The sequence below is a fragment of the Streptomyces murinus genome (assembly GCF_002154555.1).
In the GTDB taxonomy this organism is placed as follows: domain Bacteria; phylum Actinomycetota; class Actinomycetes; order Streptomycetales; family Streptomycetaceae; genus Streptomyces; species Streptomyces murinus.
The window spans coordinates 1-14,088 of record NZ_MUNF01000002.1; the positions used below are offsets into that span (position 1 = coordinate 1).

The window sequence follows — 14,088 nt, forward strand, 5'->3', positions numbered from 1 at the left end:
ATTGTCAGACAGGCCCTAGTGGCCCGCCGCCGCGGCCCTTCGGTCGTCGCGCAGTTCCGTGGCCAGTTGGGTGACCGCCGTGTAGAGCGGGTCCGCCTGGGGGACGCCCCAGCGGTGCAGATAGACGAGGAGCTGGGTGACGACGGTGTCGTACTCCACGAGGGTGGAACTGTTGGGACTGGTCAAGTCCTCGATGTCGAGAAGGCGTTGATGGGTGGCCGGATCGAGTTTGTCCTTGAAGAAGGCCGCGTAGCGGCCGACGCCCTTGGCCGGATGCGTGGCGTACTTCAGCTTGTCCTCGAAGAGATCCTGCTGGGCGGAGGTGAGCGTCCCGTCGCGCTTCGCCAGCGCTTTCAGGGCGTCGACCCGGGCCCTGCGCTCCTTGGCCAGCGCCGTGATGTCGGCGTCGGCGAGGTCCGGCCGCAGCAGCAGCAGGATCTGCGTGTTGTCGAAGCTCTCACCGGCGTCCACGTGTGTGAGTTCATGGGCCAGCGAGCCGAGCCGCTCGGTCGCACCGTCCCCTTGCGCCATCATGTGCTTGAGGGTGTACTTCTCGGCGACTCCCGGCTCGGACAGCTTCGTTCCCGGCAAGCCGGTCGTGAAGTTGACGATGCCGCGGTTCGCCAGCAGATCGCCGAGGGTGTCCCGGGTGACCTGCGGAGCGCCGGGGTCCGCCTGGATCTCGGCCAGCAGATCGAGATCGTCCCCGACGAGGGTGCTCTTCTCGGCGTCCGACAGCGCGTTGACGGCCCCGAGCAACGGGGGCTGGAGATGGGCGTTGGCCTTGAACAGGTCGCTGTCGACGTCCAGGTGCGCGGTCCGGACGCGCTGGAGGACGGCCTCCTGCGCGGCGAGGAGCGCGCGCGCCTTCGCCAGCGGGTTCGCCAGGCCCTCGGCGTCCGCGAGCTGCCGGAAGAGCGCGGCCTCGGGCCGGCATTCGGCGAGCAGGGCCTGGACGACCTGCCCGTGCCGGGCCGACTTCGACCGGGTGAGATAGTCCTGGCCCGCCTGGACGAGGTCCTCCAGCCGATCGGCCCTGCCCGCGAAGTCGTCCGGCCGCGCCCCGGCCCCGTGACACTCGGCGAGGGCCCGCTCGACCTCGTCGATGGACGAGCCGCGTTTCTGGAAGGTGCCGACGGTGGTACGCCCCTGGAACTCGTCGACCGACATCAGCCGGGCGACGGTCAGCCCCGCGCCGGCGTGCGCCACCGCGCCCGGCGCCCGGTCCGGGCCCTCGGCCACCGCCTCGGACGCCCCGCCGGTCGTCACCCGCCGGGCGACCCGCTCCGCCTCCCGCTCGAACCGGTCCGACGGATCGCTGACGGCGAGCCCGCCCCCGGTGTCCGTCCCGGCGACCGGGCCGCGCCGCTGCTGCACGACATGCGTCAGCTCATGGGCGAGCACGGTGCGGCCCGCGTCGGACGAGGGATCGTAGCGGCCCTCGCGGAAGACGATGTGCGAGCCGGAGGTGTACGCCTCGGCGGAGACGGCGGCCGCGGACTCGTGCGCCGCCCGGCCGGTGTGCACCCGCACATCGGAGAAGTCCGCGCCCAGCCGGGCCTCCATGTCGCCGCGCACCGAGTCTTCCAGGGGCCGGCCGGGGGAGCGCAGCACCCCGCGCACCGCGGCGGACTGCTCTTCGGCCCCCTCGGAGCGCTCCGTCCCGGCGCGGCCCAGCAGTTCGCTGACCGCCGCGTTGCCGATCAGCCGTTGCAGCGAGGCCACCGCGTCCGGCCGTGGTGCGCCCGGCTGTCCGGGCCGCTGAGCCTCCGCCGCGCGCGCCGTGGTGGGCCGGGGCCGCGAGCCCGTCGCCGTGGGATCCTCGTGTCGCTTCCGGTGCTCGTGCACAACTCTCCTCACCACGCCGAGACCTGCCCCACCCTTCCGGTGTACGACGGGGACGCTTCCCTCGAACAGGGCGAAACGGGCAACGTTCGGGCAGCGCCACTGCCCGGCCGGTCACGGGTGACACGGTGGTCAGGTGGTGCGCAGCGGGACCGGCAGATGGTCCCAGAGGTTGACGTGGGACAGCCGCCAGCGGCCGTCGGACCAGTCGAGCGCGGTGATCCCGCAGTGGTAGAGCGTGAGGTGGAACGTGTCGGACTCCGCGACCGCCCGGACGACCGTGCCGATCAGCCCGCCATGGGTCACCGCGAGCACCGGCCGCCCCGACTCCTCGGCACACCGGGTGAGTTCGGCCAGGGCGGTGCGTGCCTGGGCGCGGAAGTCCAGATAGCGCTCGGACAGGAGTCTGCCTCGACGCCGGGTGAACGGCGCGTTGGACGACGGGAGTTCGGGGGTGAGCGCGAAGTCGGCTTCCGTGAGCGTGTGTTGGACGCGGGCCGGGAGGCTGAGCGGTGCGCACACGTACTCGGCCGTCTCGCGGGCCTGCGTCAGCGGGCTGGTCACCACGCTGCCCACGGTCAGCGAGGTGTCACCGTCGAGCCGCGCGTCGCCCGCGAGCCACTTCGCCAGATGCCCGGCCTGGGTGTGTCCGAGCGGGCTGAGCGGAGCGTCCCGGCGGCGCCCCGCAGCCATCTGCGCCTGACCGTGCCGCACCAGATAGATCTTCACCGGACGTCCTCCACGAGCGGTTCCCGGCCGGCCCCGGATCCTGCCGTCTCCCCGGGGGGACCCGGCATTAGGGGCTTGCCCCCGGCCACGATCCGGCCGAGCCAGAACCCGGCGAACTGGCTGGTCACGATGGACAGCAGCACCAGCGAGGTGAAGAAGTTCTCGTTGATGAGGTGCGCGCCGAACGCCACGGAGGCGAGCACGATGCCCGGACCGCCACGCGCGTTCATCGCGACCGCGAGGTTCCTGGCCGCCGCCGAGGACTCTCCCGCCAGCCGGGCCCCGAGCCAGACACTGGCCGACTTCACCAGGCAGGCCAGCGCCAGGAACCAGCAGAAGAACACCGGGTCGAAATGGCGCACCAGATCCAGCTTGATGCCGACGATCGCGAAGTAGACCGGCACGAAGAAACCCAGCGAGACCTGGCGCAGCGTCTCCTGGGACCGCTCCGCCTGCGCCCCCGACGCGCCCGCCACGCACATGCCCGCCACCAGCGCCCCGAAGATCGGGTCGATGCCGAGCCCACCGCACGCCGCGCACAGCAGGAAGACGACGACCAGCCGGAACGCGAGGGGGCTGCGCCGCTCCAGCACATTGGCCCGCGAGCGTGACAGCCGTACGAAGAGCCTCGGCCCGACCCACAGGGAAAGCGCCAGGAACAGCAGTGGTACGACGGTGAAGTAGGCGACGGTGGGCGCCAGTTCGTCCGAGCCGTAGGACGCCCACAGCCCGTAGGCGTCGGCGCCGCGGGCCTGCGCCATGCCGAGGACGATGGCGAGGACGACGTAGAGCAGGATGTCCTCGATCACGGCCACGGCCAGCACGATCCGCGCGAACAGGGTCCGCAGGATGCCGAGGTCCAGCATGATCCGGGAGATGACGGGCACGCTGGTGACCGCGACGGCCATGCCGAAGACGAGCGCGAGGGCGGCCGGCGACCCATTGGGCCCGGCAAGGTCGCCGGTGTGCACGGCGGAGGCGACAGCCAGCCCGAAGGCGAACGGCAGGGCGAGACCCGAGATCGCGGCGTAGGTGATGGTGCGCCGGCCCCCGGTCTCGCGGCGGGCGCGCAGCTCGGCGCCGGTCAGGTACACCAGCAGCAGCATGCCGAGCTGGTAGAAGGCGCCCAGCACGGACGCGGTGGCGCCCCCGGCCGGGAACAGCCAGTGCCAGACTCCCGGCGCGAACTCGCCGAGGACCGTCGGGCCGAGCACCAGGCCGCCCGCGATCTCGCCGATGACCTGGGGCTGGCGCAGGCGCGCGAACAGATGGCCGCCGAGATGGGCGGCGGTGAGCAGGACGATGAGCGCGAGGAGGAGATGGGCGACCTCAGCGGCTTCGAGAGACACGGCTCCTCCCTCCTTCCGGGTGCGTGCGCACGCGTGCGGAAACCACGGGTGTCCCTTCTGCTCTCTCGGTGGTGCCTAGATCGAGACCACACAGTCGTCGGAGCAGCCCGCGCCCGCGACGCTGACGATTCCCTCCCTTCCATCGCCGAAGAACCGCGCGAACAGGCCCGCGGGACGGCCGCCGAACAGCAGCGGCCCGAACACCGGGGCCACCTCGGTGTCGTACGGCTCGTCCACCCCGTCGGCCACCATCGCGAGCCGGCAGGTGCGCGGCGCCACGAACTCCTGCACCACGCTGGTGCCGGTCTCCGCGGCCGCCGTCACCGCCGCCGCCCACGCGGCGTGGTCCGTCTCCCGGCCGATGAGGACCTGCCGGCCGCTCATGCCGATGCTCTCCTTGAGCACCAGCGACTCCCGGTGCGCGAGGGTGAACTCCACCAGGTCGACCTTGCGTTCACCCCGGGTCGTCCACCGGGGGGACAGGACCCGGGTCCACGGCAGATACCGGTCGACGAGGGCGCGTTCGGCCGCGCTCATCCACGGGCGGCCCTCCGAGAGCAGGCCCATGGTCAGCTTGCTGGACAGGAAGGTGGAGGTCTGGGTGCCGACCAGGAGGCAGCCGTGGTCCAGCGCGGTCTGCACCGGCGCGGTGTCGATACCGAGTTCGGCCCAGTCCGGGATGGTGAAGTCCCGCAGCCCCAGCCCGTACCGCAGCCGCGGCGGGCAGTCCCAGGCCTCGTGCAGGTCCTCGGGCTCGAAGAAACGCGCCAGCAGGCCATGGCTGTTGAAATGGTCGACCTGGAGGTCGAAGTACCGGGTGAAGCCGCCCTGGTCGCGGGCGCTGCCCAGCATCGCCACCCGGGGCGGCAGCCCCGACTCGGCGCACAGCTGCCGGAACATCTGCGCGCGTACGGCGAACGGGTGCTGGTAGTCGAACGGCAACCGCCCCCGCGTGTCGGTGTAGAGGCGCCGCCAGACCTCCATCCGGCAGTGGAACTCCACCGGCCCGCCGAGCGCGCCGCTGACGTTGAACTCCAGGAACCGGGGTCCGTCCGGCCCGATCACGATGTCGGGCCGGGCCACGCAGTCCGCGTACCGCTCCTCGGTGAACTGGTCAGCCAGGAACAGCTGTTGCTCACTGGGCGGCATGCGGTACGCGGCCAGGCGCCCCTCGGTGGTGGCCGCGCTCTCCAGGGCGGTGCGCCGCACCAGGTCGAGCAGGGCCCGCGAGACGCGGAACAACTCGGCGTACGACGCGGCGGGCAGCGCGATCGGCGCCGCCGGCAGATGCGTCTGGTACCAGTAGCCGGTGTCCCGTATCTCGTGCCGCAGCAGATCGCGGAGCGTCGCCGCACCGGCCGCGGGCGCCAGCCGGTACCGGCCGAACCACGGGTGGCCCGTCACCGGCGAGGGGTCCGCCTCCAGGAGCACGGTCATCCGTCTTCCTCCCTTTTCCTTCTTCTGATCACAAGCCACCGATCACGAGGCGCGGTACACCGCTAGGGTGTGCGCGGCGCCGCCACGAGTCCGGCGCCCCGCAGGCCGTACACGCACACGGGAGAAGGTCATATGACACTGCGTCAGGTGGGCGAGAACGAGTACGTCGAGGAACACGGCGGCGACTACGAGGACTTCGAGCCGGGGATGGTGATCAAGCACTGGCCCGGGCGGACCATCACCGAGTCGGACAACACCTGGCTGACGCTGCTGACGATGAACCAGCACCCGCTGCACTTCGACAAGGCGTACGGCGAAGGCGCCGAGTACGGCCGGGTGTTGGTGAACAGCGGGATCACCATCTGTCTGATCAGCGGCATGACCGTACAGGCGCTGTCCGCGCGGGCGGTGGCCAACCTCGGCTGGGACCGGGTCCGGCTGAAGGACCCGGTGTTCGTCGGCGACACCCTGTACGCGACGAGCCGCATCCTGGACAAGCGGCTCTCCAAGTCCCGGCCGGGGCAGGGGATCGTCACGGTCGAGACGACCGGACACAAGTCCACCGGGGAGACCGTCATCGTCTTCGAGCGGTCCTTCATGGTCCGCTGCCGCGAGACGGCCTGACACCGACGCCCCCCACCTCATGGCGTGGTGCCCGCGCACAGGGCGGCTGCGGCGGCCGTGTCCTCGATGGCCAGACCCACCCCGCGGAACACCGAGGTACGGCCGTCCGCCGCGCCCGCGGCGGCGACCAGTTCGCCCAGCTCGCACAGCGCCCCCGGGCCGATCAGGCCGCCGGTCAGCGCCGCCCGCACCTCACCGGCCTCCGCGCACGCCGCCCGGCGTTCCTCCACCACGACCAGCGCGTCCACGAGCAGCGCCGGATCGACCTCCAGGGCGTCCTCATGGGTGCCGCCGATCACATTGAGATGCGCGCCCGGCGCCACCCAGCCGGCCTCGACCAGCGGTTCACGCGCGCTGGTCGACGTCGTCGTACAGATGACGGCGGCATCGGTGACGGCCTCCTTCACCGTGTCGCACACGGTCACTCGGAGCGCGCCGCCCGAGGTGTCCCGGACCCAGCGCGCGAACTCCTCGGTGCGCTCGCGGGTACGGGAGAACACCCGGACCGTGCGCAGCGGACGCACCGCCGAGACGGCCCGCACCAGGGCCCGCGCCTGTACCCCGGCGCCCAGTACGGCCAGGTCGGCGGCGTCCGCGGGCGCGCACAGCCGGGTGGCCAGCGCGGCGACCGCGCCGGTACGGACGGCCGTCAGCTCGGCGCCGTCCAGCAGTGCGGTGATACGACCGGTCGCCAGCTCGGTGACCGCGACGACCCCGTGGATCAGCGGCAGGCCGCGCTCCGGGTTGCCCGGCGTCAGCGTGGTGATCTTGACGCTGCCCACGTCGTGCCGCTCCCACACGGAGGTCGCCGCGAGCAGTTCCCCGCCGCGCTCGTGCGGGACGACGGTGCGCGGGGGAGAGGAGGTGCGGCCGGCGGACAGGTCGGCGAAGGCCTCGGCGAGCGCGTCGACCACCCGCAGCAGCCGCTCGGTGCCGCCCATGCCCTCGGGCCCGATGAACACCGGCCCGCTCATACGACCGGTCCCCGCGCGCTCAGCTCCGCGACCACGTCCCCGATCAGGTCCTCCTGCCCGGCGATGGCCTGCCGTCTGCCGAGTTCGAAGAACACGTCCCGGGGATCGACGCCCGCCCGACGGGCCTGTTCGAGGACCTGGTGCTTGAACCCGGAGAAGACCCCGGCCAGTCCGCTGACGATACTCAGCGAATCGGTCACCGGGGGCGCCGGCATCAGGGCGCGCTCGGCGAACTCGGCGGCGTCCAGCAGTGCGTACAGATCGATGCCGGTGGTGAATCCGCTGCGCTCCAACACCGGGACCAGTACTTCGAGTTGGGTGTTGCCCGCGCCCGCGCCGAAGCCGCGCGCACAGCCGTCGACGATCCCCGCGCCCGCCCGGGCGGCCGCGACCGAGTTCGCCACGGCCATGCCGAGGTTGTCGTGCCCGTGGAAGATCACCGGCACCTCGACGGCGGCCCGGATGGCGCCGATCCGCTCGCTGACGTCGTCCGGCAGGAAGTGCCCGGCGGAGTCCATGATGCCGACCGCGCGCGCCCCGTGGCCGACGGCGCGGGCCGCGTGCTCGGCGAGCTCGTCGGGGGCGGCCATATGGCTCATCATCAGCACGCAGTGCGCCTCGGCGCCCTGCTCGGCGAGAAAACCCAAGTGGCGCTCGGCCAGGGAGCTTTCGGTGCAGTGCACGCCGATCCGCACCACGTCGGCGCCCTGCTTCAGGGCCCTGCGCAGATCCTCGGAGGTGCCCCAGCCGGGCAGCAGGAACACCCCCATCCGGCTGTGCTGGAGGGCCTCGCGCACCGTGGCCAGCATCAGATCGTCGGGCACCGCGGCGCGGCCGACCTGGAGGGAGGAGGCGCCGAGCCCATTGCCGTGCCCCACCTCCACCACCGGGATCCCCGCGGCGTCGGCGGCGGCCGCGTAGCCGCGCAGCGCCTCCATGCCGAGCTGATGGCGCACCGCGTGCTGGCCGTCGCGCAAGGTCGGGTCATGGATCACCACCGCGGTCACCGGCTCACCCCCTGCCGGGCGGCCGGCGCGAGCCGGACCGCGTGCTGCTCGGCGACCAGGACCGCGGCCGCGTCGATGAGGTCCAGGTTTCCCGCGTAGGCGGGCAACACCTCGCTGTCGGCGGTCACTTCGAGCGTGACGACGATCAGCTCGCCGCGCACCTCGCAGCCGCGGACCCGGTAGCCGGGCGCGAACTCCCGTACCCGCGCGGCCGCTTCGTCCACCACGGCCCGTACCGTGCCGGGGTCGGCCCCAGGCGCCAGCGCGTGCACCGTGGTACGGAAGGTCGCGGGCGGCACCGCCGGGCTGATGTTGAGGATCGCCTTGGTGTCGCCCACGCCGGTGAACGCGGTCAGCGCCTGCTGGGTCGTCGCCACGTACTCGTCCAGGTTGAGCCGGGTGGCCCGGCCCGCGACGCTGGAGGCGACGGTCGAGACGACCTCGAAGCAGCGCACGTCGAACCGTTCGGCGAGGGCGTGCGCGACCGGGACCGACGCCTGGCCGCCGCAGCTGATCAGGCTGACGTCGCCCTCGGGCGGCGCGTGCACCCCGGTCACAGTCGGCACCACCATCTGCCCGATCTTGCTCGGCGTCAGATCGATCAGCAGCGTGTCGAACGACCGCAGCAGCCGCCGGTGTTCGGCGTGCGCCTGCGCGCTGGTGGCGTCGAACACCACGTCGAAGGGCCGGGGCGCGGCGAGGATCGCGCCGATCCCGTCCGCGCTGGTCGGACAGCCGAGCCCGGCGGCGCGGCGCAACCCGGCCGACTCCGGGTCGCGCCCGGCCACCAGCGCGCAGTCCAGCACGGCCGAACGACGGATCTTGGAGACCAGGTCCTGTCCGATGGAGCCGGTGCCGATCACGGCGACGGAGATTCCCGGCACGGTGTGCGGCGCTCTGTCGTCGGTGACGGTCATCGTGCCGCCTCCGGGTCCGAGGGCAGCGGATCGGCGGATCTCGCATCCGCATCGATCGGCTCCGCCGCACGCGAGTCCGTGGTTTTTGAATCCGCGGCTCCGGCACCGGAGGCCCCCGCACCCGTCGGCGCGAACCGCGCGTTCCACGCGTCCCCGCGCTCCACCGTCATCCGCGCCCGGCGGGCGAACGGCGGCCCGACCATGGCGCCGTCCAGCAGGGCCACACCGCCGTCCGCCGCCCGGACCGCCTCGGTGACCCGGCGGGCGTGGCGCAGTTCCGCCGCGTCGGGACGCAACGCCCGGTTGATCGTGGCGAGTTCACCGGGATGGACCGCCACCTTGCCGTGGAAGCCCAGCTCCCGCACCCGCTCGATCTCCTCGGCCAGCACCTTGGGCGCGTCGAGCCGGAAGTTGGCGGTGTCGACACAGGCCGTGCCGTACCGCGCGCAGGCGAGCGCCATGGCCTGGCGGGTGGCGAGCAGACCGGCCCAGGTGATCTCGACGCCCAGGGTCGCGGCCAGATCGGCGGAGCCGAGGATCAGCCCGTCGGCGGCCTCGGCGACGGCGTCCACGGCGCGGACACCGGCCGGGGTCTCCAGCGTCACATAGATCTCCGGGTGCGCGCCGGCCGTGGCGAGGACGTCCCGCAGCAGCCGTACCTCGACGGGCGAGTCCACCATGGTCATCACGACGATGCCGGGGCGGACCGGCGACTCGGCCAGCATCAGCAGGTCGTGTACGGCGTCCAGGGTGCCCAGCGGGTTGATCCGCACCGCGGTGTTGGCCGGGGCCGGCGCCTTCTCCAGCGCCACCCGGCACACCTCGCGCGCCGCCGCCTTGCCGGGCGGCGGCACGGCGTCCTCCAGGTCGATCAGATGCACATCGGCGTCGTACGACCACGCCTTGACGACCAGGTCGAGGGAGAGCGCGGGCGTGTACAGGATGCTGCGCGGCAGCGCCCGGGTGGCGTCGGTCATCGTGCCGCCTCCCCGGGCGCGGGTATCGCAGGGGAGGCACCGACCTCGGTGAGGACCGCGCACAGTCCCCGGATCTGCTCCTCGGTCTGGCCCGCGCGCATCATCACCCGCAGCCCCGCCGTGCCGCGCGCGACGATCGGGAAGAACACCGGGGAGACGTAGAACCCGGCCTCGAAGACCCGCCGTCCGGCCTCGATCACCGTCTCGTCGCTCATCGGCACCAGCCGGATCGGGTAGGTGCTGCCCGTCTGCTCGGTGTGCACCAGGGAGTCGAACAGCTCGATGTTGCGGTACAACCGGTCCTGGAGCGTGCTCAGTTCGGGCGTGCGGTGGATCTCGGCGGAGGCCAGGCCCGCGCCGACCGCGGCCGTGTTCAGCAGCTGCGAGTAGTTCAGGGCGCCGCCGAAGCGCTCGATGACCCGCAGCGTCTCCTTCTCGTACCCGTCGAGCACGATGGCCGCGCCGCTGGTGCCGAACGCCTTGTTCAGGGTGACCACCACGATGGTGCGCTCGTCCAGCACCGGGCTGTGCGTGCGGACGTACCCGACGCCGCGCTCGCCGTACGCCGACAGCGAGTGGGAGTCGTCGTAGTAGACCAGCAGGCCGTACTTGTCCTGGAGTTCGGCCAGCTCCTTGACCGGCGCGTAGCCGCCCAGGCTGTCGCTGCCGTCGCAGACGTAGGCCACCCGCGCGTACTTCCGGCACGCGTCCTCGATGAAGTCCAGGTCGTGGTGGGGCGAGGTGACGACCTCGGTCTCGTCGGCGCAGACCGGCTTGAGGTTCGACATCGAGATATGGGCGTTCTTGTCGAAGACCATCAACGGCCGCGTCCCATTGCCCAGATGGCCGGAGGCGATCAGCGGCAGCAGTCCGAACGTGGCCGTGCTGGCCGCGATGGAGCACACCACATGCGCGCCGAACAGCTCGCCGAGGGAGTCCTCCAGCTCCAGCATCGCGGGGATCTGCACCCGGCTGCGGGCGATGCAGTGGTCCAGGACGCCGTAGCGGCGCATCGCGTCGAGGCCGCCCTCGATCACCTTCGGGTGGGAGTCGAGATCGAGGTAGGAGCAGCAGCTGAAGTTGACGAACTCATGGCCGTCCGGGACGAATTCATGTCCGGCGGTGGTCCGCAGCACCCCGGAGTCCAGGTCGGCCACGAGGCCGGCCAGCCCGTTGCGCTCCGACATGTCCCAGAACTCGTTGCCGATGCCGATGAGTTTGTCGTTGTTGCGGTACCGGTGGGTGGGGGTGATGCTGATGCGCTCGGTCATGACGCCGCCTGTGCCGGTTCGTAGTTGTAGACGCCCTTGAGCTTGCGGAAGACCGCGGTGTAGACCGCCACCCCGAGCACGTAGGGACGGCGCAGGATCTTGGGGTCGCGCAGCCAGAAGTTCACATTGATGTTCATCGCGTCCAGCGACTCCGCCTGGTGCCACCAGCCCAGCGGCAGATAGAGCATCTGCCCTGGTTCCAGGACGACTTCACGGCGCCGGGCGAGCTTGGCCGCGATCCGCGGGAAGCGCGCCGGGTCCACGTCGTCGAAGTCGAAGACCTGCGACTTGTCGCCGAAGCCCTGCTTCAGCGAGCGCGGGTAGTACGCGCGCGAGCCCGGCGGCGCCAGGACGAACCGTTTGCGGCCCTCCAGGGCGATGTTGAAGTTCTCCAGCTCGTCGAAGTGGCTCTGGGTGAAGACCCCGCGATGGCTGATCCACAGATTGGCCGCGTTGAGGGCGCGCCGGTAGTCGAACAGTTTCCCCGCGTCGAAGCCGAGGATCCGGTTGACGTCACCGGGCCGGTCGCGGATGTTGGACACGACGCGGTTCCAGGTGCTCGCGTCGTTCTGGTACGCGTCGTCGGCGAAGAACTCGGCGAGCCGGATCTCCCTGGTGGTCCAGCGCTCGGGGTTCTTCTTGTCGCTGGGCTCGGTGAACAGGGTGACCGGCAGCTCCCCGAGCAGCTCGGCCACCCCCTCCCTGCCCATGCCCTCGGTGCCGCCGGGCAGGGTGATCACCACGGGGACGTCCGCACGGATCAGGGCGTCCCGTCCAAAGGCCATGAACTCGTCGAACGACAGCCGGGGTACGGGCAGCCCGCCGAGGCCGCTCTTCGCCGGGACAGGCTGGCTTGCGTCCACAACTCTTCCCTCTCCGCTCATTGTTCCTGCACCGCCCATTCCGCGGCGGGCTCCGCCGCGGGCCGCTCACCGCGCAGCGCCGGCTGCCCCAGCGCCGCCAGCGCCAGGGCGAAGAGTCCGCCGCCGACACCCGCCCAGGCCCCCGCCGCGGACCCGAAGGAGTCGGCCAGCCTGCCGCCCGCCGCCGTACCCGTGGCGATGCTGAGGGCACCGGCACTGGTGAGCCACGAGAATCCCTCGGACAACGCGCCCTTGGGACAGACCGATTCGAGAAGCGTGCTGCCCGCGATCAGCCCCGGCGAGATCGCCACCCCCGCGAGGACCGCGAGGAAACCCATCACCAGAGAGGAGGGGGCGAAGGCCAGGGGGAGCACGCCCAGGGTGAGCACACTGCATGTGACGGTCAGCAAACGGGCCTGGGACAGACGCCAGTTGACGGCTCCGTAGACGGCGCCGGCGATCAGGCTGCCCACCGAGATCAGGGCCAGGAACACACCGCCGAGCCCGGGCGCGTGCTGCTCCTTGGCGAACGCGATCATCGTGACGTCGACCGCGCCGAACTGGAAGCCCATCCCGGCGTAGCAGAGCATCAGGATCCATACGCCGGGCACCTTGATGGCGCGCTCGGTGCTCCGTCCCGTCGCCCCCTGCGGGGCCGGCTCGGAGCGCCGGTGCAGCGCGACGGCCACGGACCCGGCCAGCGTCAGCAGCCCGCAGACGACAAGACCGGCCGCCGGGTGCACGGCCGACGCCAGCACGGTGACCACGAGCGGGCCGAGCAGGAAGATGGTGTCGTCCAGGATGGACTCCATGGCGTACGCCGTGCGCAGCACGTCCGCCTCGACCATCGCCGCCCAGCGCGCCCGCATGAACGAGGTGAACGACACCGAGGTGCAGCCGGTGGCCACCGCCGCCAGGATCATCAGCACCAGCGGGGCCTTCAGCGTGATCGCGAGGAGCAGCAGCGTCATGCCCGCGAGGTGGGTGACGCCCGCGGTCAGCAGCACCCGGCGCTGGCTGATCCGGTCGGCGGTGCGCCCGAGCAGCGGGCTGACCACGCCCTGGGCGAGCAGCATGGCGGCCGCGACCGTGCCGGCCTCGGCCATGGAGCCGGTCATCGCGGAGACCAGCATCAGGATGCTGATGGACCGCATCGCGATCGGGGCCCGGCCGACCACGCCCCACAGGGCCAGGGGCGCGGCGCCGGGTAACCGGAGCAGTCTCAGATAGGAACCGAACCCCGAATGCGACCCCGAAACCGCTGCGGACACAGCACTCCTGTCGGCATGAAATAGGCCATGTAGAAAGCTCTGGCAAATTCGGGTCGGAAACTCGGTTCCGCCACATGTCGGGAAACTAAACGCTTCCCCGCCGACCGTGCCGATCTGGTGCGCCCCCGCCCGCTGCCGTGCCGTGGTGATAGTAGGGTGATCACCGCAGGGTGTCAACGGCTTATATTTGTGGCATGAGTTGGGAAATGTGACTCCGGTGCCGGGACGCGGATCCGACTGTTCCGGACTTCCTGTGCGACGGTGATTTATTTCCCCATACGATGACGGTCGACCGCAGGTGAACGGGCGGTCCCGACCGAATCGACGCAGGAGGAAAACGTGACCGAGCGGACGTCCGGCGCACCAGTCAAACAGCGGAAGAACGGCCTCGACCGCAAGATCAGCGATGAACTCGCCACGAACATGAACGAGGGCTGGGACGACACCGAGCGCGACGACCTGAAGCCGATAGCGCAGGCCGCCCACACCGCCCGCCGGCGCGCCGAGCTGTCCGCCCGCTTCCCCGGTGAGCGCCTGGTGATCCCGGCCGGCCGGCTCAAGGTCCGGGCCAACGACACCTACTACCGCTTCCGGCCCTCCTCCGACTACGCGTATCTTACCGGCGACCAGACCGAGAACGGCGTGCTGGTCCTGGAGCCCCGCGAGGACGGCGGCCACACCGCGACCGCGTATGTGCTGCCCCGATCCGACCGGGAGAACGGGGAGTTCTGGCTCTCCGCCCGCGGTGAACTGTGGGACGGCCGCCGCTACAGCCTCGGCGAGAACGCCCAACTCCTCGGCCTGCCCTGCGCGGACGTCCGCGC

General features: G+C 71.5%; 13 protein-coding genes. 2 read left to right on the top strand and 11 right to left on the bottom strand.

Features of this window, described 5'->3' with window-relative positions:
* Positions 1–15: 15 nt before the first annotated feature.
* The 4 genes from CCN72_RS40165 to CCN72_RS00080 all read right to left on the bottom strand — a co-directional run bounded on the left by CCN72_RS40165 (position 16) and on the right by CCN72_RS00080 (position 5,360).
* Positions 16–1,725 carry an eCIS core domain-containing protein gene (locus tag CCN72_RS40165; RefSeq protein ID WP_244174082.1) on the bottom strand — a complete coding sequence of 570 codons (1,710 nt, stop codon included), beginning with the start codon at positions 1,723–1,725 and terminating at the stop codon, positions 16–18.
* A gap of 252 nt (positions 1,726–1,977) precedes the next feature.
* Positions 1,978–2,574, bottom strand: coding sequence for a histidine phosphatase family protein (locus tag CCN72_RS00070; protein WP_086805781.1), 597 nt, complete (start codon positions 2,572–2,574; stop codon positions 1,978–1,980).
* A complete protein-coding gene (locus CCN72_RS00075) occupies positions 2,571–3,923 on the bottom strand; it encodes a cation:proton antiporter (RefSeq protein ID WP_086805782.1) in 1,353 nt (450 codons plus the stop codon). Before CCN72_RS00075 ends, CCN72_RS00070 begins: the two co-directional genes overlap by 4 nt.
* 75 nt (positions 3,924–3,998) lie before the next feature.
* A complete protein-coding gene (locus CCN72_RS00080) occupies positions 3,999–5,360 on the bottom strand; it encodes a hypothetical protein (RefSeq protein WP_086805783.1) in 1,362 nt (453 codons plus the stop codon).
* A gap of 132 nt (positions 5,361–5,492) precedes the next feature.
* Here CCN72_RS00080 and CCN72_RS00085 point away from each other — a divergent pair, with 132 nt between their 5' ends.
* Positions 5,493–5,984, top strand: a complete 492-nt coding sequence (locus CCN72_RS00085; protein WP_086805784.1) for a MaoC family dehydratase — start codon at positions 5,493–5,495, stop codon at positions 5,982–5,984.
* A 17-nt stretch (positions 5,985–6,001) separates the two neighbouring features.
* Here the strand turns inward: CCN72_RS00085 and CCN72_RS00090 are convergent, their stop codons facing one another.
* The 7 genes from CCN72_RS00090 to CCN72_RS00120 form a co-directional block, all read right to left on the bottom strand.
* Entirely contained in the window at positions 6,002–6,958 is a 957-nt protein-coding gene (locus CCN72_RS00090) for an ornithine cyclodeaminase family protein (RefSeq protein WP_086805785.1), read from the bottom strand.
* Positions 6,955–7,965, bottom strand: a complete 1,011-nt coding sequence (dmpG, locus tag CCN72_RS00095) for a 4-hydroxy-2-oxovalerate aldolase (protein WP_086805786.1) — start codon at positions 7,963–7,965, stop codon at positions 6,955–6,957. The genes CCN72_RS00090 and dmpG overlap by 4 nt, the downstream gene beginning before the upstream one ends.
* The gene (locus tag CCN72_RS00100; protein WP_086805787.1) at positions 7,962–8,882 is read right to left on the bottom strand and encodes an acetaldehyde dehydrogenase (acetylating); all 921 of its coding nucleotides are present in this window, start codon (positions 8,880–8,882) and stop codon (positions 7,962–7,964) included. The genes dmpG and CCN72_RS00100 overlap by 4 nt, the downstream gene beginning before the upstream one ends.
* Positions 8,879–9,859, bottom strand: coding sequence for an HpcH/HpaI aldolase/citrate lyase family protein (locus tag CCN72_RS00105; RefSeq protein ID WP_086805788.1), 981 nt, complete (start codon positions 9,857–9,859; stop codon positions 8,879–8,881). The genes CCN72_RS00100 and CCN72_RS00105 overlap by 4 nt, the downstream gene beginning before the upstream one ends.
* Entirely contained in the window at positions 9,856–11,130 is a 1,275-nt protein-coding gene (locus CCN72_RS00110) for an 8-amino-7-oxononanoate synthase family protein (protein ID WP_086805789.1), read from the bottom strand. The genes CCN72_RS00105 and CCN72_RS00110 overlap by 4 nt, the downstream gene beginning before the upstream one ends.
* Positions 11,127–11,948, bottom strand: coding sequence for a cupin-like domain-containing protein (locus CCN72_RS00115; protein WP_244174085.1), 822 nt, complete (start codon positions 11,946–11,948; stop codon positions 11,127–11,129). The genes CCN72_RS00110 and CCN72_RS00115 overlap by 4 nt, the downstream gene beginning before the upstream one ends.
* 62 nt (positions 11,949–12,010) lie before the next feature.
* Positions 12,011–13,264, bottom strand: coding sequence for an MFS transporter (locus tag CCN72_RS00120; RefSeq protein ID WP_244174083.1), 1,254 nt, complete (start codon positions 13,262–13,264; stop codon positions 12,011–12,013).
* Between the two features lie 339 nt (positions 13,265–13,603).
* On the opposite strand from CCN72_RS00120, the gene CCN72_RS00125 reads away from it, so the two are divergent.
* Positions 13,604–14,088: aminopeptidase P N-terminal domain-containing protein (locus tag CCN72_RS00125; protein WP_244174084.1), on the top strand; the 485-nt coding region annotated here is incomplete at its 3' end.